The 19,898-nt window shown below is 51.4% G+C and carries 21 protein-coding genes; 13 read left to right on the top strand and 8 right to left on the bottom strand.

The window, feature by feature from the left end; all coding sequences use genetic code 11:
• Positions 1–74: 74 nt before the first annotated feature.
• The gene (gene tldD, locus ACS603_RS20200; protein ID WP_182062714.1) at positions 75–1,520 is read left to right on the top strand and encodes a metalloprotease TldD; all 1,446 of its coding nucleotides are present in this window, start codon (positions 75–77) and stop codon (positions 1,518–1,520) included.
• Between the two features lie 50 nt (positions 1,521–1,570).
• On the opposite strand, the gene ACS603_RS20195 is transcribed toward tldD, so the two are convergent.
• The gene (locus ACS603_RS20195; RefSeq protein ID WP_182062713.1) at positions 1,571–2,185 is read right to left on the bottom strand and encodes a YagU family protein; all 615 of its coding nucleotides are present in this window, start codon (positions 2,183–2,185) and stop codon (positions 1,571–1,573) included.
• A 217-nt stretch (positions 2,186–2,402) separates the two neighbouring features.
• A complete protein-coding gene (aaeR, locus tag ACS603_RS20190; protein WP_014071991.1) occupies positions 2,403–3,329 on the bottom strand; it encodes an HTH-type transcriptional activator AaeR in 927 nt (308 codons plus the stop codon).
• Positions 3,330–3,508: 179 nt separating this feature from the next.
• On the opposite strand from aaeR, the gene aaeX reads away from it, so the two are divergent.
• From aaeX to ACS603_RS20165, 5 genes are all read left to right on the top strand, one after another.
• Complete coding sequence (gene aaeX, locus ACS603_RS20185; protein ID WP_003860416.1) at positions 3,509–3,712, top strand: p-hydroxybenzoic acid efflux pump operon protein AaeX; 204 nt, start codon at positions 3,509–3,511, stop codon at positions 3,710–3,712.
• 7 nt (positions 3,713–3,719) lie between these two features.
• Entirely contained in the window at positions 3,720–4,652 is a 933-nt protein-coding gene (gene aaeA / locus ACS603_RS20180; protein ID WP_182063480.1) for a p-hydroxybenzoic acid efflux pump subunit AaeA, read from the top strand.
• A gap of 5 nt (positions 4,653–4,657) precedes the next feature.
• Positions 4,658–6,625, top strand: a complete 1,968-nt coding sequence (aaeB, locus tag ACS603_RS20175; protein WP_315686983.1) for a p-hydroxybenzoic acid efflux pump subunit AaeB — start codon at positions 4,658–4,660, stop codon at positions 6,623–6,625.
• Positions 6,626–6,713: 88 nt separating this feature from the next.
• Positions 6,714–8,168, top strand: coding sequence for an NAD-dependent succinate-semialdehyde dehydrogenase (locus tag ACS603_RS20170; RefSeq protein ID WP_474944780.1), 1,455 nt, complete (start codon positions 6,714–6,716; stop codon positions 8,166–8,168).
• A gap of 45 nt (positions 8,169–8,213) precedes the next feature.
• Positions 8,214–8,486 (top strand): barstar family protein, encoded by a 273-nt coding sequence (locus ACS603_RS20165; RefSeq protein WP_474944779.1) that lies wholly within the window; start codon positions 8,214–8,216, stop codon positions 8,484–8,486.
• Positions 8,487–8,552: 66 nt separating this feature from the next.
• Here ACS603_RS20165 and yhcN (ACS603_RS20160) read toward each other — a convergent pair whose 3' ends face one another.
• The 3 genes from yhcN (ACS603_RS20160) to argR all read right to left on the bottom strand — a co-directional run bounded on the left by yhcN (ACS603_RS20160) (position 8,553) and on the right by argR (position 10,037).
• On the bottom strand, positions 8,553–8,819 hold the full coding sequence (yhcN, locus tag ACS603_RS20160) for a peroxide/acid stress response protein YhcN (protein WP_014071986.1): 267 nt from the start codon (positions 8,817–8,819) through the stop codon (positions 8,553–8,555).
• 106 nt (positions 8,820–8,925) lie between these two features.
• Positions 8,926–9,189, bottom strand: a complete 264-nt coding sequence (gene yhcN, locus ACS603_RS20155; RefSeq protein ID WP_166718057.1) for a peroxide/acid stress response protein YhcN — start codon at positions 9,187–9,189, stop codon at positions 8,926–8,928.
• A gap of 377 nt (positions 9,190–9,566) precedes the next feature.
• Positions 9,567–10,037, bottom strand: a complete 471-nt coding sequence (argR, locus tag ACS603_RS20150) for a transcriptional regulator ArgR (protein ID WP_148422335.1) — start codon at positions 10,035–10,037, stop codon at positions 9,567–9,569.
• A 397-nt stretch (positions 10,038–10,434) separates the two neighbouring features.
• On the opposite strand from argR, the gene mdh reads away from it, so the two are divergent.
• On the top strand, positions 10,435–11,373 hold the full coding sequence (gene mdh / locus ACS603_RS20145) for a malate dehydrogenase (protein ID WP_182062708.1): 939 nt from the start codon (positions 10,435–10,437) through the stop codon (positions 11,371–11,373).
• 55 nt (positions 11,374–11,428) lie between these two features.
• Here mdh and degS read toward each other — a convergent pair whose 3' ends face one another.
• The 3 genes from degS to zapG form a co-directional block, all read right to left on the bottom strand.
• Positions 11,429–12,496, bottom strand: coding sequence for an outer membrane-stress sensor serine endopeptidase DegS (gene degS / locus ACS603_RS20140; RefSeq protein WP_014071983.1), 1,068 nt, complete (start codon positions 12,494–12,496; stop codon positions 11,429–11,431).
• 92 nt (positions 12,497–12,588) lie between these two features.
• Positions 12,589–13,956, bottom strand: coding sequence for a serine endoprotease DegQ (degQ, locus tag ACS603_RS20135; RefSeq protein WP_182062707.1), 1,368 nt, complete (start codon positions 13,954–13,956; stop codon positions 12,589–12,591).
• Between the two features lie 171 nt (positions 13,957–14,127).
• A complete protein-coding gene (zapG, locus tag ACS603_RS20130) occupies positions 14,128–14,526 on the bottom strand; it encodes a Z-ring associated protein ZapG (RefSeq protein WP_014171843.1) in 399 nt (132 codons plus the stop codon).
• 189 nt (positions 14,527–14,715) lie between these two features.
• Between zapG and zapE the strand changes: the two genes are divergently transcribed.
• The 6 genes from zapE (at position 14,716) to ACS603_RS20100 (ending at position 19,485) form a co-directional block, all read left to right on the top strand.
• Positions 14,716–15,840 carry a cell division protein ZapE gene (zapE, locus tag ACS603_RS20125; protein ID WP_182062706.1) on the top strand — a complete coding sequence of 375 codons (1,125 nt, stop codon included), beginning with the start codon at positions 14,716–14,718 and terminating at the stop codon, positions 15,838–15,840.
• Positions 15,841–16,130: 290 nt separating this feature from the next.
• Positions 16,131–16,559 carry a 50S ribosomal protein L13 gene (rplM, locus tag ACS603_RS20120; RefSeq protein WP_182062705.1) on the top strand — a complete coding sequence of 143 codons (429 nt, stop codon included), beginning with the start codon at positions 16,131–16,133 and terminating at the stop codon, positions 16,557–16,559.
• Between the two features lie 15 nt (positions 16,560–16,574).
• The gene (gene rpsI / locus ACS603_RS20115; RefSeq protein ID WP_003860436.1) at positions 16,575–16,967 is read left to right on the top strand and encodes a 30S ribosomal protein S9; all 393 of its coding nucleotides are present in this window, start codon (positions 16,575–16,577) and stop codon (positions 16,965–16,967) included.
• Positions 16,968–17,277: 310 nt separating this feature from the next.
• On the top strand, positions 17,278–17,916 hold the full coding sequence (gene sspA, locus ACS603_RS20110; protein ID WP_182062704.1) for a stringent starvation protein SspA: 639 nt from the start codon (positions 17,278–17,280) through the stop codon (positions 17,914–17,916).
• 5 nt (positions 17,917–17,921) lie between these two features.
• The gene (gene sspB / locus ACS603_RS20105) at positions 17,922–18,422 is read left to right on the top strand and encodes a ClpXP protease specificity-enhancing factor (RefSeq protein ID WP_182062703.1); all 501 of its coding nucleotides are present in this window, start codon (positions 17,922–17,924) and stop codon (positions 18,420–18,422) included.
• 394 nt (positions 18,423–18,816) lie between these two features.
• Positions 18,817–19,485: a DUF1120 domain-containing protein gene (locus ACS603_RS20100; protein ID WP_474944778.1), complete on the top strand. Its 669-nt coding sequence runs from the start codon at positions 18,817–18,819 to the stop codon at positions 19,483–19,485.
• Positions 19,486–19,898: the final 413 nt, after the last annotated feature.

Here is a 19,898-nt window from a genome sequence, read left to right as displayed (position 1 = left end):
GCTTAATTGCCTCACTCTCAACTGATAAGAATTTATTTACCGCCATGCGGCGGCAACGAACGAGTAGCAAAACGATGAGTCTGAACCTGGTAAGTGAACATCTGCTGGCAGCGAACGGCCTGAGCCATCAGGACCTGTTTTCCATTCTTGGTCAACTGACCGAACGCCGACTCGACTACGGCGATCTTTACTTTCAGTCGAGCTATCACGAATCCTGGGTTTTAGAAGACAGCATCATTAAAGATGGCTCTTATAACATCGACCAGGGCGTTGGTGTGCGTGCCGTCAGCGGTGAGAAAACCGGTTTTGCCTATGCGGATCAGATAAGCCTGACTGCGCTGGAGCAGAGCGCGCAGGCCGCGCGTACCATTGTGCGTGAAACCGGCGATGGCCGGGTAAAAACGCTGGGTGAAGTACAACATTCCGCGCTGTATACCAGCATCGATCCACTGCAAAGCATGAGCCGCGAAGAGAAGCTGGATATTCTGCGCCGCGTGGATAAAGTGGCTCGCGCCGCCGATAAGCGTGTGCAGGAAGTGTCCGCCAGCCTGAGCGGTGTCTATGAATTAATCCTGGTTGCTGCGACTGACGGCACCCTGGCAGCGGATGTACGTCCGCTTGTGCGTCTTTCTATTAGCGTGCAGGTCGATGACGACGGTAAACGTGAGCGCGGCTCAAGCGGCGGCGGCGGTCGTTTCGGCTATGACTGGTTCCTGGGCGATGTTGACGGTGAAACACGCGCTGACGCGTGGGCCAAAGAAGCCGTGCGTATGGCGTTGGTGAATCTGAATGCAGTTGCTGCCCCAGCGGGGACATTCCCGGTGGTGCTGGGTGCTGGCTGGCCGGGCGTGCTGCTGCATGAAGCTGTCGGTCACGGTCTGGAAGGCGATTTTAACCGCCGTGGCACTTCCGTATTCAGTGGTCAGATGGGGCAGCTTGTCTCGTCTGAACTTTGCACTGTGGTGGATGATGGCACGATGCACGATCGCCGTGGCTCTGTGGCTATCGACGATGAAGGCACGCCAGGTCAGTACAATGTGCTTATCGAAAACGGCGTACTGAAAGGCTATATGCAGGACAAACTTAATGCGCGCCTGATGGGCGTTGCGCCAACCGGTAATGGCCGTCGTGAGTCTTATGCGCACCTGCCGATGCCGCGTATGACCAACACCTACATGCTGGCGGGCAAATCCACACCGCAGGAGATTATCGAATCCGTTGATTACGGTATCTTCGCGCCAAACTTTGGCGGCGGCCAGGTGGATATCACCTCCGGTAAATTTGTCTTCTCTACTTCAGAAGCGTATCTGATTGAGAAAGGCAAAGTGACCAAAGCTGTGAAGGGCGCAACCCTGATTGGCTCCGGCATTGAAGCCATGCAGCAGATTTCGATGGTGGGTAACGATCTGAAGCTGGATAACGGCGTGGGCGTCTGCGGTAAAGAAGGTCAGAGCCTGCCGGTTGGCGTGGGCCAGCCAACACTGAAAGTGGACAGCCTGACGGTGGGCGGCACAGCCTGACCTGACCCGTCATGAAAAATGGCGCTACTCTGTGGGTAGCGCCATTTTTTTTAACGTAAGTTTCCGCGCGGGAACTCAGGGTCGGGCTCGTGAGTGATGCGGTTACGCAAATCACGACGAATAATTTCAATCGACCAGAACCAGATCAGATGGCCCACGATCTCTGAAACATGCTCATACCAGGGAAGTTCGAAGAGCGGTGGTGTCAGCCCCATCAGTGGGAACGAGATCATGTGAACAAAGAGCTGAGCTAATGCACCGGCGAGCAGGCCTTGCCAGAGTTTTATTTTTGGGAAGACTTCTGCAACTATGCAATAACCTACGGCGAAGACGATAGAAAAAATAATGTGCGTTACGCCAACCCAGTTAAATATATGACCAGCGAATGTGTAAACTGCCGCGTTAGGATCAACAACGCCCAGCCAGTCGCGTAGAAATATATAAGGCGGGTTTAAAAAGTTGCGAGAACAGTCAATCTGCCCGGCTGCTCTTATTAATTGCTCTGGCCCACATGCGCCGCTGAATAAATCAATAGGGCTACGCGGGGGCAGTGGTACTTCGGCTCCCCATTTGACGAACGCGGAGACAATCCCTGCGATCAAGCCAATGAACGCGGCTAGCCCGTAGCGCCTGCGCGAAGGCGGTGTTTGTTCAAATAGATTCATTTCTGGTCCTTGTTTAAATAATCCTGAAAAATATATTTTTATTATTCATATTGGTAACAAAAAAATAACAGTCTGAATGTCAGACTGCTTACACGGTAAATGTCAGGTGGTGGCAGTGTCAATTCGCTATTCTTGATAGGAGGGCGGGAAATTCCTGAAGTGCGGCGGAAAAATCCCGGAAATGTTCATGCCAAATATTCTTTCCGGGATTTAATTATTACTCTTTGCGTCTTCCCCGCATTCCCTGAAAAAGCTCCGCCACTTCCACAAAATACTCCGTCAGATAGTTAATACACACCTGCACTTTCAGCGGCAGCTTGTCTTTTTCGGTATACAGGGCATACACCGGACGCGGGTCGGATTGATAGCGCGGGAACAGGATCTCCAGTACCCCGCTGTTGATCTCGTTGATCACCCACATCAGTGGTACGTAGGCGATCCCGGCACCGGCAACCAGCCAGCGCGAGATGGTCATCGGATCGTTGGTGACAAACCGCCCTTCCGGCAGCAGTTTCGTTGAAAGGCCTTCCGGGGCAATCAACTCGAATTCGTTGTCCGGGCGAACGCTGTACTCCAGCCATGAATGGTTGCTGAGATCGGCGGGTTTTTCCGGGACACCATACTGCGCCAGATAGCTTTTTGAAGCACAGACCACCATGGGCATACTCCCCAGACGGCGAGAAAAGAGGCTGGAGTCCTGCAATGCGCCGACGCGGATCACCACATCAAGCCCATCGGCGATCAGATCCGGGGCGGGGATACCCGTGACCAGATTTACCGTTAATCCGGGGTACTCTTTGAGCATTTCAGCCGTCATGCCAGCGAGTACATTTTGTGCCATAGTTGAAGAACAACCGATGCGCAGCGTACCGATGGGCGTGTTGTTAAAGGCGTAGAGCTGCTCGTGCACTTCCTGCACTTCCTGCAACATGCGACGGCAACCCTGGTAGTAAATTTTGCCAGCTTCCGTCAGCCCAATACTGCGAGTGCTCCGGTTCAACAGTTTGACCTGTAGCTCATCTTCCAGTTTCGAAACCGTCTGGCTGATGGAAGAGACGCTCATCTGGAGCTGTCTGGCAGCGGCAGTAAAGGAGCCAAGTTCGACCACTTTGGCGAAGACCGACATGCGTTTTAAACGTTCCATTGTTCACTCTGGCTTAAAAGTGATTTAGATCACATATTATAGATAACAGCATAACAGTTACGTTAATATACTATTAATTACATAACGGCTACGCCACTCTCGCCCAGCCTTTCTTGCTCTCCTGCGGTGGCGTGTGCTTAAAAATTCTGTAGCCTGCACTCTCTCTAATCAAGGTCAACATGAGTCTGTTTCCCGTTATCGTGGTGTTCGGTTTGTCGTTCCCACCGATATTCTTCGAACTTCTTTTATCACTGGCGATCTTCTGGCTGGTGCGCAAGGTGCTGGTTCCTACCGGGATCTACGATTTCGTCTGGCATCCTGCATTGTTTAATACCGCGCTGTATTGCTGCCTGTTTTATCTAATATCGCGCATGTTTGTCTGAGGTCGATGTGAAAACGCTAACAAGAAAAATCTCCCGCACCGCCATTACCATGGCGCTGGTTATCCTCGCGTTCATCGCTATTTTTCGCGCCTGGGTCTATTACACCGAATCACCGTGGACGCGCGATGCGCGTTTCAGTGCCGATGTGGTGGCAATTGCACCTGATGTCGCCGGTCTTATCACTGCGGTGAACGTACACGATAACCAACTGGTGAAAAAGGATCAGGTGCTGTTCACCATCGACCAGCCACGTTACCAAAAAGCCTTAGAAGAGGCTGACGCAGACGTAGCCTACTACCAGGCGCTGGCGGCTGAAAAACGTCGTGAAGCCGGACGCCGCAACCAGTTGGGTATTCAGGCCATGTCTCGTGAAGAGATTGACCAGTCCAATAACGTGCTGCAAACCGTGCTGCATCAACTGGCAAAATCAGAAGCAACGCGCGATCTGGCGAAGCTCGATCTGGAGCGTACCGTAATCCGTGCGCCATCTGATGGCTGGGTGACTAACCTGAACGTTTATACCGGTGAGTTTATTACCCGGGGTTCCACCGCGGTCGCGCTGGTGAAGCAAAACTCGTTCTACGTGCTCGCCTATATGGAAGAGACTAAGCTTGAGGGCGTGCGTCCAGGGTATCGTGCAGAAATTACTCCGCTTGGCAGTAACCGCGTGCTGAAAGGTACGGTGGACAGCGTGGCTGCGGGTGTGACTAACTCCAGCAGCACCAGCGACACGAAAGGGATGGCAACCGTTGATTCCAACCTTGAGTGGGTGCGTCTGGCGCAGCGTGTGCCGGTGCGTATTCATCTGGATGAGCAGCAGGGTAACCTGTGGCCTGCGGGGACAACCGCTACGGTAGTGATCACCGGCGAAAAAGACCGGGATGCCAGCCAGGACTCTATCTTCCGTAAAATCGCACATCGCCTGCGTGAGTTTGGTTAATCGCTATGGGCATCTTCTCCATCGCCAGCCAGCACATCCGCTTCGCCGTGAAGCTGGCATGTGCCATTGTGCTGGCGCTGTTTGTAGGCTTTCACTTCCAGCTGGAAACGCCCCGCTGGGCGGTGCTGACGGCGGCTATTGTGGCCGCAGGCCCGGCATTTGCTGCGGGTGGTGAACCCTACTCTGGCGCTATCCGTTACCGCGGGATGCTGCGTATCATCGGGACATTCATCGGCTGTATTGCGGCGCTAACGATCATCATTCTGATGATCCGCACGCCTCTGCTGATGCTGATGGTGTGTTGTATATGGGCCGGTTTCTGTACCTGGATCTCTTCCCTTGTGAGGGTGGAAAACTCCTACGCCTGGGGGCTTTCGGGTTATACCGCACTGATCATTGTCATTACCATTCAGACCGATCCGCTGCTCGCACCGCAATTTGCAGTGGAGCGCTGTAGCGAAATCGTCATTGGTATTGTCTGCGCGATTGTTGCCGACCTGCTTTTCTCGCCTCGTTCAATCAAACAAGAAGTCGATATTGAGCTGGATTCGCTGCTGGTTGCGCAATATCAGCTGATGCAACTGTGCATTAAGCACGGTGACAGCGAAGTGGTTGATAAAGCCTGGAGCGGGCTGGTGCGTCGCACGGCGGCTCTGGAAGGGATGCGCAGCAACCTGAACATGGAGTCCTCGCGCTGGGCGCGTGCAAATCGCCGCCTGAAAGCCATCAATACGTTATCACTCACCCTGATAACCCAGGCGTGCGAAACCTATCTTATTCAGAACACACGCCCGGAAGTGGTGACCGATACCTTCCGCGAGCTGTTTGATGAGCCGGTTGAAACGGTGCAGGACGTCCACAAACAGCTTAAACGTATGCGCAGGGTCATCGCCTGGACGGGTGAGCGCGATACGCCGGAGACAATCTATACCTGGGTTGGCGCGGCGACTCGCTATCTGTTGCTTAAACGTGGTGTTATCAGCAACACCAAAATCAGCGCAACCGAAGAAGACGTCTTACAAGGGGAAGTGGTTATCAAGGCGGAGTCTGCCGAGCGGCATCACGCGATGGTTAACTTCTGGCGTACAACGCTTGCCTGTATGCTTGGCACTCTGTTCTGGCTCTGGACGGGCTGGACTTCCGGTAGCGGTGCCATGGTGATGATTGCCGTTGTCACCTCGCTGGCAATGCGCCTGCCCAACCCGCGGATGGTGGCGATTGATTTCCTGTACGGGACTATTGCCGCCTTGCCGATCGGCGCCTTCTATTTCCTGGTGATCATCCCTTCGACCCAGCAAAGTATGTTGCTGCTCTGTATCAGCCTGGCGGTGCTGGCGTTCTTTATTGGTATTGAGGTACAGAAGCGTCGTATTGGTTCTCTGGGGGCGCTGGCGAGTACCATTAACATCATTGTGCTGGATAACCCAATGACGTTCCACTTCAGCCAGTTCCTCGACAGCGCGTTGGGTCAACTGGTGGGGTGTTTCCTGGCGTTGATGGTGATTCTGCTGGTACGCGATAACTCACAGGTGCGAACAGGCCGCGTGTTGTTAAACCAGTTTGTTTCGGCTGCGGTATCGTCCATGACTACTAACGCCGCGCGTCGTAAAGAGAACCACTTGCCAGCGCTGTATCAGCAGTTGTTTTTACTGCTGAATAAATTCCCTGGCGACATCGCTAAGTTCCGCCTGGCATTAACAATGATCATTGCACATCAGCGTTTGCGAAATGCGCCAGTGCCGATCAACGACGATCTCTCTTCATTTCACCGCCAGCTGCGTCGCACAGCCGACCATGTCATTTCCGCATCCAGTGATGACAAACGGCGACGCTACTTTAAGCAGTTGCTGGAAGAGCTGGATATTTACCAGGAGAAGCTGCGCATCTGGGAAGCGCCGCCGCAGGTCACAGAGCCGGTAGAGCGACTGGTGTTCATGCTTCATCGCTACCAGAACGCGCTAACAGACAACTGATTACCTTAAAAAACCGACGCCAAAAGCGTCGGTTTTTTTGTGGCTATACTTAGTCTTGCAAGTTCTTAAACTCAGAAAGGGAGGACACATGACTACCCAGGCACTTCAGGACAATGCACTCTTTCAGACCGGCTATCTGGTCAATGGCGAATGGAAAACGCTGGCAACCACCTTTGATGTACTCAACCCGGCAACGGGTGACGTAATCGCCAAAGTCGCAAAAGCAGGAAAAAAAGAAACCGAAGAAGCCATTGCGGCGGCGACCCGTACTTTTCCCGCCTGGCGGGCGAAAACAGCGAAGGAACGTTCGACGATCCTGTATCGCTGGTATGAACTGATTATTGAAAACAAAAGCTGGCTCGGGTGGTTAATGACCACCGAGCAGGGTAAGCCCCTTAAAGAGGCCGAGGGTGAAGTCGAGTATGCAGCAAGTTTTATCCAGTGGTTTGCTGAGCAGGCTAAACGGGCAAACGGTGAGATTATCCCGCCGATCAAACCCGGCTCGCGTATTCTGGCTACCCGCGAACCTGTCGGTGTGGTGGCGGCAATTACGCCGTGGAACTTCCCGATGGCGATGCTGACACGTAAGCTCGGCCCGGCGCTGGCTGCGGGATGCACCGGTGTTATCAAACCGGCCAATAACACGCCCCTGAGCGCTTTTGCTCTGCTGACGCTGGCAAAACAGGCAGGTGTACCGGATGGCGTATTAAACGCCGTGGCAGGGAACACGCACGAAATCAGCGATGCGATTATGGCCAGCCACTATGTTCGAAAAATTTCCTTCACCGGCTCTACTGCGGTCGGCAAAACGCTGGTACGTAACGCGGCAGAGACAATGAAAAAAGTCTCTATGGAGCTGGGCGGAAACGCGCCCTATATCGTCTTTGAAGATGCAGATATCGATGCCGCCGTTAAAGGCGCTATCGCTAACAAATTCCGTAATGCCGGGCAGGTTTGCGTCAGTGTAAACCGCTTCTATATCCAGGAAACCGTCTACGACCAGTTTGTGAACAAGCTTGCTGATGCCGTGAAGGCCTTAAAGGTTGGTAATGGCCTGGAAGAGGGCGTTGTCGTGGGGCCGATGATTGAGCCTGCGGCGGTGAGCAAAGTGCGGGAGCATGTTGAAGATGCCGTTGCCAAAGGTGCAACCGTGCTGGCAGGCGGCAAGGCGCACCCTCTGGGCGGTAACTTCTGGATGCCGACCGTTCTGGGGGATTGCCACGAAGATATGCTGCTTGCAGCAGAAGAGACATTTGGCCCGGTTGCTGCCTGCTTCCGCTTTACGTCGGAAGAGGAAGTCATTCAGCGCGCCAATAATACTCCCTTCGGCCTGGCGGCCTATTTCTATACCCAGAACCTGTCGCGCGTGTTCCGTGTTTCTCAGGCCATTGAAAGTGGCATGATCGGCATTAATGAATGTGCAGTCTCGACCGAGCTGGGACCTTTCGGCGGCGTTAAAGAGTCAGGGCTAGGCCGTGAAGGCTCTGTGTTGGGGCTGGAAGAGTTTCTGGAAGTTAAAACCCTGCATATTGGGGGATTATAATCGTCAGGGCGGCATCTGCCGCCCGCCTGGACCGGGTGGTTGGCAATGAAAACCTACACATTTGATTTTGACGAGATCGACAGTCAGGAAGACTTCTATCGTGAATTTATTCGGGTGTTTGACCTGGAGCGGGAGAGCGTCACCAATTTAGACACGCTGTGGGATGTGGTTACCGGCAATCGGCTGCCATTACCACTGGAAATCGAGTTTATCCATCTGCCGGAAAAACTGCGCAGGCGTTTTGGCGCGTTGGTGTTGTTGTTTGATGAGGCTGAAGAAGAGCTTGAAGGGCAGCTGCGTTTCAACGCCCGGCATTGAACCACAGATAAAAAAAGCCCCTGACCGGAGTCAGGGGCAAGTCGTATGATGAGATACGACGAGGGTCTATTTGTACAGCTCAGCCGTTGCGTGCCAGTGGTCACCTTCATTCAGTTCGGTGATCCGATAGCTGCTGGCGCCTGCTTTTTCAGCTTTAGCGGCCAATTCCTGACGGATATCCATCGGAGAACCCGCTACTGCTGCAACAGATACGCTACCCATGGATTGCAGATTTTCTGCTTGTTCGGCATTAACCTGGTGAACTGCGGCGCTAGCGCCAAAAGAGAGAACAGAGGCCAGGCCAAGGGTTGCGATGATTAATTTAGTGTTCATAGTCATTACTCCTGAATCGTGTTTGCTCAACGGCGAGAAGGGTTAAACTGCTTTTTTTATGCCTGGTGCCGTTAAGGGAAAAAGTGTCTTCAGTTATCAGCAAATCTTATTTGTACAGTTCAGCCGTTGCATGCCAGTGGTCGCCAGTGCGGGCTTCAATGATGCGATAAGATGACGCACCTTGTTCTTCCGCTTTTTTGTTCAGCATGGCGTTCATATCCATAGGCGAAGTGCTGATAGCCCCTACGGAAACCGTACCGATTGCCTGGCGGGACTGCGCCTGATCTGCGTTGATTGAGTCGGCTGCGAAAGCACCGAATGACAGGACAGACAGAACGCTCAGAGCCGCTACAGTAGTTTTGATTTTCATGATTCTTTACCTCGTCGAATTTTTTATTGGGGTCTTGTTTCGTGACCCTCATCACAAAATCAAGTATACACTAATAACGACAAAAATTAATACCATGCTAATGGTTTCGCTGGTAATTAAGTGTTAACCAACATATTTTTTATAACCAAAATGTATAAAAATGGTCATTTTCTCGTCACGATGTTTGGTTATGTCTAAAAAAATCATATGGATATGAGACTTTGATTTTTTGTGCGATTTGTTGATTTAGCATTCACCAAATGAATGTTTGAACGCAGTAAAACGCACTATTTGTCAAAGTGAAGGGTGATATAAAGTAGGGCGAAACGAGGCGGGAGCAGGATGATCCCCGCAGCCAGCGGCCACGGGGAGAAGGGTTACAGCTCTTGTTCGAACAGCACCAGAATAGCTTCGTAGAGATCTTTTACGGAGAAGCCATTTGCCGGAGTAGTGAAGATGGTGTCATCACCGGCAATGGTACCGAGGATGCCTTCCGCTTTACCTAAGGAGTCCAGCAGACGGGCAATAAGCTGCGCAGCGCCCGGACTTGTGTGGATAACCACAACGGCATCGTTGTAGTCGATATCCAGCACCAGGTTTTTCAGTGGGCTTGAGGTTGTTGGCACGCCAAGCTCAGCAGGCAGGCAGTAGACCATTTCCATTTTGGCATTACGCGTACGTACTGCGCCAAATTTGGTTAACATGCGGGAGACTTTCGACTGGTTAATGTTATCGAAGCCTTGTTCTTGCAACGCCTGAACAATTTCTCCCTGAGAACTGAATTTCTCTTCTTTGAGTAACGCTTTAAACGCCCTCACTAATTCTTCTTGCTTAGACGAGCTTCGCATAAGTCACCCGGAATATGACGGTAGAAACAACATTATTATGCATGTGGATGAATTTTTATGCAAACTATCTGCCAGGTGTAAGGCTGAAATAATGTTATGAAAGGGAGTGATTTTATCAGATTTCGTTATCAGAAAACATGCCTGGGTCACGCCGCGCAAATAAGGCTAAAAGTAAATTAAATGTTATCAAATTGATGTTGTTTTGGTGGCGGGGCAGGGTGTATTGTAACCACCTCTTAATTCGTTGCCGCCTGCTGTCCGATAGCATTCTGGCGTTGGCGAAAGGCGAGTGACCTCAAATTCTTTAGCTACGAAAATTGAAATTATTTACTTGCTGAATTAAGGTCGCCGCGACGAAGTTTTAGTTACTTAAGTTAACCATAATAAGGAGTTTAGGATGAAAGTCGCAGTCCTCGGCGCTGCTGGTGGTATCGGCCAGGCGCTTGCCCTACTACTGAAAACCCAACTGCCTTCAGGCTCAGAACTCTCCCTGTACGATATTGCTCCGGTAACCCCAGGTGTGGCGGTTGATCTGAGCCACATCCCGACAGCTGTGAAAATCAAAGGTTTCTCCGGTGAAGATGCGCGTCCTGCTCTGCAAGGTGCTGACGTTGTGCTGATCTCCGCAGGTGTTGCACGTAAGCCAGGCATGGATCGTTCGGACCTGTTTAACGTCAACGCCGGCATCGTGAAAAACCTGGTACAGCAGATCGCTGAAATCTGCCCGAAAGCGTGCGTAGGTATCATCACTAACCCAGTCAATACCACCGTGGCTATCGCAGCAGAAGTGCTGAAGAAAGCGGGTGTTTACGACAAGAACAAACTGTTCGGCGTGACTACGCTGGATATCATCCGTTCCAACACTTTTGTTGCCGAACTGAAAGGCAAACAGCCAACCGACATCGAAGTGCCGGTTATCGGTGGTCACTCAGGCGTGACTATTCTGCCTCTGCTGTCTCAGATCCCAGGCGTGAGCTTCACCGAGCAGGAAGTGGCTGACCTGACCAAACGTATCCAGAACGCTGGCACCGAAGTGGTGGAAGCGAAGGCAGGTGGCGGTTCGGCAACGCTGTCTATGGGCCAGGCGGCTGCACGTTTCGGTCTGTCTCTGGTTCGCGCTCTGCAGGGCGAGAAAAACGTGGTGGAATGCGCTTACGTTGAAGGCGATGGCGAGCACGCACGCTTCTTCTCTCAGCCACTGCTGCTGGGCAAAAACGGTATCGAAGAACATCAGTCTATTGGCAAACTGAGTGCGTTTGAACAGAACGCGATGGAAGGCATGCTGGATACGCTGAAAAAAGATATCACCCTGGGCGAAGAGTTCGTTAACAAGTAATATCGCTTCCAGGCATAAAAAAAACGGAGCTAATCGCTCCGTTTTTTTATGCCTGTTAATTTGTCGCGGGGTATTCCTGGATAGTCACCTGGATAGTCAGCTTCTTATCATTACGCATAACTTCTACCGGAATGATCGAACCTGGACGAATTTCCGCAACCTGATCCATGGTCTCCAGCGCAGATACCGCTGGTGTGCCATTCACTGACACAATCACATCGTTAACCTGAATACCCGCATTGGCTGCCGGGCCGCCAGGTGACACTTCGTTGACCACGATCCCCTGGATCTGATCAATGCCGCCACCCTGGGTATGCATTGGCGCAATTTCACGCCCGCCAATACCGATGTAGCCACGGATCACGCGACCATCGCGGATCAGCTTGTCCATGATTTTGGTGGCCAGCTGGAATGGAATTGCAAAACCGATCCCTTCAGGCGTTTCACCGTCATTACTCTTATCAAAGGATAAGGTATTGATCCCCATCAGTTCACCCAGCGAGTTCACCAGCGCGCCGCCGGAGTTACCGTGGTTGATAGAGGCATCCGTTTGCAGGAAGTTCTGTCTGCCAGACGGGTTCAGGCCGATTCGACCGGTGGCGCTGATAATCCCCTGGGTAATGGTTTGCCCCAGGTTATATGGGTTGCCAATCGCCAGAACAACATCCCCGATATGCGGCGTACGTTTGCGGTTAATCGGGATAACCGGCAGGCCGCCGGTGGCGTTGATTTTCAGCACGGCAAGGTCGGTCAGGCTGTCAGAGCCAACCAGCAGAGCTTCAAACACGCGGCCATCCTGCAATGCGACAATTATCTGGTCGGCATCGTTGATAACGTGCTTGTTGGTAATGATGTAGCCGCGTTCGTCCATAATCACACCGGATCCGAGCGTGCGGATTTCCAGCTGGTTATGGCTCGAACTGTTAAGGCCGCGGTTATAGACGTTAACCACAGCAGGAGCGGCACGGCGAACGGCCTGGTTGTAAGTGGCAGGCGTTTCATCCGTGCTGTCAAATTGCGGTGCCGTCAGCTTATTGAACTGACGTAAAGACGGCATAGCCACTAACAGCAGGCCTGCAACGATCAAACCGATGGCAATGGAACGAAAGAGCTTTAAAAGCATGATGCGCGTGTCGTTAAAAAAGGAACGGTTTGCAGCATAACATGAGTTCTCCGGACATCACACGCAGCGGCGATGTCCGGAGTCGCAAATGCTTAGCGCAGTAAAATATAAATAGACTCATTGCCACGCATAATTTGCAGGGCAATGACCGTCGGTTTACTTTCCAGCACCTTGCGCATTTCCGCAATGGATTGCACGCGGTTGCGGTTCACTCCGATGATCACATCATCCTGATGTAAACCAGCCTGAGCGGCAGGACTGCTTTTTTCGACGGTATCGATAGTAATGCCTTTCGTTCCGTCTTTAAGCTGCCCGTCACTCAACGTTGCGCCTTGCAGCGCAGGGGCGATAAGTTCTGCGCTGGCAGAGGAGGACGTGCTTTTATCCAGCGTCACTTCCACATCCAGCGGTTTGCCATCGCGAATCAGGCCGAGTTTCACTTTGGCACCCGGTTCGGTGGTGGCGATACGTGAACGAAGCTCGGCAAAACTGCTCAGTGGTTTATCGTTCAGGCTCACAATGACATCACCCGATTTCACCCCCGCCTTGGCGGAGCCGGAGTTTGGCAGCACTTCGCTGACAAACGCGCCACGCTGCACGTTGATGTTGAACGCTTTAGCAATATCCGCGCTCATCTCCATTCCTTTGATGCCCAACAGCCCGCGTTTCACTTCACCAAACTGCATCAGCTGTTGCGCCAGGGTTTTGGCCATGTTGCTCGGGATTGCAAAACCGATACCGATACTGCCGCCGCCAGGCGCCAGGATAGCGGTATTAATGCCAATCAGTTCGCCGTTCAGGTTAAGCAGCGCGCCGCCGGAGTTACCCCGGTTAATAGAGGCATCGGTCTGGATAAAGTTTTCCAGCCCTTCCAGATTCAGGCCGCTGCGCCCCAGTGCTGAAATGATGCCGGAGGTTGCCGTTTGCCCTAAACCAAACGGGTTACCGACCGCCACGGCGAAATCGCCGACACGAAGTTTGTCGGAGTCGGCGATGGCGATTTGGGTCAGATTACTGGGATTTTGCACCTGCAACAGCGCGATATCACTCTGGTCATCACCGCCAATCAGTTTGGCATCAAACTCCCGGCCATCGTTCAACTGAACGCTGATTTTATCGGCCTGGCTGATAACGTGATTGTTGGTCAGAATATAGCCTTTGGCTGCATCGATGATCACCCCTGAGCCCAGACCTTCAAAAGGCTGAGCCTGCTGGTCGGGAGATTCATCGCCGAAATATTTTTTCAGTTCTTCAGGTACGCGCTGGTTTTGCAGCGCAGTGCCTTCCACCTTTACGCTCACTACAGCAGGCAGCACTTTTTCCAGCATCGGTGCGAGGCTAGGAATGGCTGACTGTCCCGGAACCTGCGCAGGCAGGCTTGCGGTTGCAGGGAAGGACGCCGAGAGAGATAACCCGACACTTAACGCGATAGCGCTCAACAGCTGGTTTTTTTTCTTCATCGATGTTGACTCTCGTAACCTGAAATAAAGGAAGAACGGCCCCAAAAACACGTTGATGTTATTGAATTTTAAACCGCTGAACAATGAGGTATTTGACTAAATAATAGCTGGGGTCAGAAAGAAAGGACGGGTGCAGCATGTGCACCCGTAAAATATATTCAGGTTGTGCGATTAATCGCGTTTTGCGCCACCGCGCAGCAGGCCGGATGCGCCGTCTGAATAGTCACGTGGCATCTGCACCGGGGCTTGATCGTTACCGGCTTCGGAGTCAGCCAGACGATTGCGGAATGGGTTGGATTCCGCGGTCATTTCCGGCAGCAGGCTGCTGGAACTTTTTGCCATGTGTTGATACAGCTGACGATAGTCGGTGGCCATGTTATCCAGCAGCTCGGCGCTACGGGCAAAGTGGCTGACCAGCTCTTCGCGATACTCTTCCAGTTCAGCTTTATTCTTTTCCAGTTCGTACTGTAAGGACTGCTGCTGACGCAATTTGCGATTACCGAAACGCATGGCTACAGCACCGATCACGATGCCGACGACTAAACCAATTAGCGCATATTCCCAGGTCATGAACTTCTCCCGTTGTCTTGTGATTCCGTAGGGTGTTGGCTCGGCTCCTGCCTGTGCCTGATAATGCCACTATAACCGCTATTTCCGCAGAAGTGGAATCCTGACGTATCATCGCGTAGTGTAGAACGGCCTTTTTTTCATCAGTCGTGCACACTGATGAGCATTAACTGAAGGAATAACAACAATATCATGCAAAGCCTTTCCCCCTCATCGCGATACCAACAGGCCCTGAACGAGGGCTCACATCAGCCAGATGACGTTCAGCGTGAAGCGGTAAACCGACTGGATACAATTTACCAGGAACTCACGGCAAAACCCGCAGACGTAGTGCAAAGCGGTGGGTTAAAAGCGGCATTTGGGCGGTTGCTCGGTAAAAAAGAGCCGCAGGTGAATGCACCGGTGCGTGGCTTATATATGTGGGGAGGCGTGGGGCGCGGTAAAACCTGGCTGATGGATATGTTCTACCAAAGCCTGCCGGGAACGCGTAAACAGCGCCTGCATTTCCACCGTTTTATGCTGCGTGTTCACGAAGAGCTGACGGCGCTACAGGGGCAGAGCGATCCGCTGGATATTGTTGCCGAACGTTTCAAAGCCGAAACGGACGTGCTGTGTTTCGATGAGTTTTTTGTATCCGATATCACCGATGCCATGCTGCTGGGCGGCCTGATGAAAGCGCTGTTCGCGCGCGGGATTACGCTGGTGGCAACATCGAACATTCCCCCCGACGAGCTTTACCGAAATGGTTTGCAGCGGGCGCGTTTTCTGCCCGCCATTGATGCTATCAAGCAGCATTGCGACATCATGAACGTTGATGCGGGTGTGGATTATCGTCTGCGCACGCTGACCCAGGCGCATTTGTGGCTCTCGCCATTAAACGCCGACACACAAGGCCAGATGGATAAACTGTGGCTGGCGCTTGCGGGTGCGCCGCGAAATAACATGCCGGTGCTGGACATTAACCACCGGCCACTGCAAACGCAGGGCGTTGAGAATCAAACGCTGGCGGTCTCTTTCACCACGCTTTGCGTGGATGCCCGCAGTCAGCATGACTACATTGCGCTTTCGCGCCTGTTCCACACGGTGATGCTGCTGGATGTGCCCGTTATGACGCCGCTGATGGAGAGTGAAGCGCGCCGATTCATCGCGCTGGTGGATGAATTCTATGAGCGCCACGTGAAGCTGGTGGTGAGCGCAGAAGTGCCTTTATATGAGGTGTATCAGGGCGAGCGGCTGAAGTTTGAGTTCCAGCGCTGCCTGTCGCGTTTGCAGGAGATGCAAAGCGAAGAGTACCTCAAGCGTGAGCATATGCCTTAAATGCCACCCTCTCCCGGTGGGAGAGGGGCTGGGGGTGAGGGCATCAGGCCGCACAAAACTCACCCCCCGAAAAACCCGCTCCGAATCACATTTAAGGGTCGATCTTTAACCTCAACTTCTCTATAATCTTGCGACCCCACGTTACGAGAAGGTTTTTTTCCCGAAACTTTCTATGTGTCGGCATTAGCTATTCGAAGGGGTAGGTTTGCCGGACTTTGTCGTGTGAACCTCAACTGACTAAACGTTTGGGTGTTCACCAACGTGTAACTTATTATTTGGGTAAGCTTTTAATGAAAACTTTTACAGCTAAACCAGAAACCGTACAGCGCGACTGGTATGTTGTTGACGCGACCGGTAAAACTCTGGGCCGTCTGGCTTCCGAACTGGCTCGTCGCCTGCGCGGTAAGCATAAAGCGGAATACACTCCGCACGTTGATACTGGTGACTACATCATCGTTCTGAACGCAGAAAAAGTTGCTGTAACCGGCAACAAGCGCGAAGACAAAGTGTACTACCATCACACCGGCCACATCGGTGGTATCAAAGAAGCGACCTTTGAAGAGATGATTGCTCGCCGTCCTGAGCGTGTGATTGAAATCGCGGTTAAAGGCATGCTGCCAAAAGGCCCGCTGGGTCGTGCTATGTTCCGTAAACTGAAAGTTTACGCAGGCAACGAGCACAACCACGCGGCACAGCAACCGCAAGTTCTTGACATCTAATCGGGATTATAGGCAATGGCTGAAAATCAATACTACGGCACTGGTCGCCGCAAAAGTTCCGCAGCTCGCGTGTTCATCAAACCGGGCAGCGGTAAAATCGTAATCAACCAACGTTCTCTGGAACAGTACTTCGGTCGTGAAACTGCCCGCATGGTAGTTCGCCAACCGCTGGAACTGGTTGATATGGTAGAAAAACTGGATCTGTACATCACCGTGAAAGGTGGTGGTATCTCTGGTCAGGCTGGTGCGATCCGTCACGGTATCACCCGCGCTCTGATGGAGTACGACGAATCCCTGCGTTCTGAACTGCGTAAAGCTGGCTTCGTTACTCGTGACGCTCGTCAGGTTGAACGTAAGAAAGTGGGTCTGCGTAAAGCACGTCGTCGTCCACAGTTCTCCAAACGTTAATCAATTTCTGCTTCCGCAGAACGATTGGCGAAAAACCCGCTTCGGCGGGTTTTTTTTTATGGATAATGCTCAGGTTATCCACAAATTCAATGCATATATGTCCTCTTTTTCCACATTTCCAGAATCCCCTCACCACAATGGTCTTAAAATCTGGTAAACTATCATCCAATTTTCTGCCCAAATATCGGTGAATACTCGATTTTTGTTCGATTCTTGAACAATGTGTCTTCTCTGGGATGGGCGATATTTCATCTGGCTGGCCCTGGTGGGCCGGTAGCAGTAAAAATTCTGAATATACCTGGAGGTTTTCATGGCTGTCGCTGCCAACAAACGTTCGGTAATGACGCTGTTTTCTGGTCCTACTGACATTTATAGCCATCAGGTTCGTATCGTGCTGGCCGAGAAGGGTGTCAGTTTTGAGATCGAGCATGTGGAAAAGGATAACCCGCCTCAGGATCTGATCGATCTCAACCCGAGCCAAAGCGTACCAACGCTTGTGGATCGCGAGCTGACCCTGTGGGAATCCCGTATCATTATGGAATACCTGGATGAGCGTTTCCCGCATCCACCACTGATGCCTGTTTACCCTGTTGCGCGTGGTGAAAGCCGCCTGTACATGCAGCGTATCGAAAAAGACTGGTATACGCTGATGAACGTCATCGTTAACGGTTCCTCGTCTGAGGCGGATGCTGCACGTAAGCAACTGCGCGAAGAACTGCTGGCGATTGCCCCGGTATTTGGTCAGAAGCCATTCTTCCTGAGTGACGAGTTCAGCCTGGTAGATTGCTATCTGGCACCGTTGCTGTGGCGTCTGCCTACCCTGGGCGTTGAGTTCAGTGGCCCGGGTTCGAAAGAGCTGAAAGGCTACATGACTCGCGTATTTGAACGCGATTCTTTCCTGGCTTCTCTGACAGAGCCGGAACGTGAAATGCGTCTCGGCCGAGGCTAATGACTGTGGAAATGTCACAACTTTCTCCACGCCGTCCTTATCTGCTGCGCGCCTTCTATGAATGGCTGCTGGATAACCAGCTCACGCCGCACCTGGTTGTGGATGTGACGTTGCCTGATGTGCTGGTGCCAATGGAATACGCGCGTGACGGACAGATCGTGCTGAATATTGCGCCGCGTGCAGTGGGGAACCTGGAACTGGCAAACGACGAAGTGCGCTTCAACGCGCGTTTCGGCGGCGTGCCGCGTCAGGTATCCGTGCCGCTGGCTGCCGTTCTGGCCATCTACGCGCGTGAAAACGGTGCAGGTACCATGTTCGAGCCGGAAGCGGCTTATGACGAAGACGGTGCCAGCCTGAATGATGACGACGTATCTGACGATCGCGAAAGCGATACGGTGATGTCTATCATTGATGGCGACAAGCCTGACCATCACAACGACCACGATCCTGATGACGATCCGCCGCCGCCGCGCGGTGGCCGTCCGGCGCTTAGAGTCGTTAAATAATGCGCTGATAAGTCTCAAGAAAATAACCAGCCTGATAATACATCACGGTTGGTTATTTTTTTTAGAATGCATAAAAAATCACGTATATGTTATAAAATATTTATATGTGTGATGGATTCTTACTTAAACCCGCTGTAAGCATTTTGTTCGGAAATATATATTTTGTGAGCATAAATGCCGGTTTTTACGCAGTTACTCCCTGATTTTATAATGGCGAGTTAATCATTTGAGTTTATCTAAACGTGACTGTTAATATTGCTAATTTGCATATATTAATATGATGGATATTATAGCGGCATGCAGTCAGGCATGAATTTTTGGATACAATATTAATTGTAAATTTAATATTATATCTGGATAATTATTATAAATATCATACGTTAAGGAATAACAAATGAAAAAGATTTTACTTGCTACAGCCCTTTCTCTTTGCGTGACGTCTGCATTTGCAGCGGAAACTGCAGTCATGAAAGTACAAGGTACATTAACGAATTCCGCATGCACGCCAGAACTCAGCAACGGCGGTGTTGTTGATTACGGTATTATTCGTCTGGATGAACTTTCTGCGACTGATGTTAATCAGTTAGGCCAGAAAAATATCGATTTGACCATCAACTGTACTGTTGAGACCAGAGTGGGCTGGTCGATGATGGATGACCAGAGCAGCACCAGCGCCGGTATCAATATCAAAAATGCGACGCCTGAAGGTGGAGACATCGATTTAGCCTACTATCAGTTTGGTGTAGGTAAAACGGCGGGTGATGTTAAAATCGGTAACTACGGCGTATTTGTCAAAGATCGTACCTCAGTATTAGATGGTGTAAATATGACAACCATTGGGCGTATGGTTAGCGATACTACCTGGAGAACAACACCTAGCCCACGTAGTGATGCGTATAACATCGTGACAGCGGCAAACCCAGGAACGCTTGAGCCTGTTGCGTTCAAAACCGCAGTATTCCCGCTGGTGACCTCACTGGCGATTCAGGGCACTGACACCCTTGCGATTACGGATGATACGGCAATCGCGGGACAGGCGACGATTAGCCTGGTCTATCTGTAATAACGTTCAGGTACTTTGTGATATAGCGATCTAAAAAGAGCGATTTATTCGCTCTTTTTTATCAAACGGAATCCTGAATGTTAATTCCATAACCCCCGGGTGCTAAAAATAACCTATATCATTAATATTTTTGCATATTTCGATTTATCGGTGATGATTGTTATATAGCTGTGGTTTATTGAACAAGGCGTTCCCACCACTATTATGGTGCGTGTTTACAGGGTTTCTTTGGGTAAAAATACTCAATTTATATATATATAAGAAATCTTAAAGACTGATTCAATAATGCTAAATTGAAAACATTCAATATTTTTATATTATTTACTCATACATAGCTGCATTCAGGCAGGTATAGAAGGACGGTTTTCCCTGCCCTGTAAGAGCAATGTCTATAACACAATGTTTACAACTCA

Source organism: Enterobacter sp. Li2LvB3 (assembly GCF_056156645.1).
The sequence above is the reverse complement of the archived record's forward strand: the minus strand, read 5'-3'. Positions and strand labels throughout refer to the sequence as shown.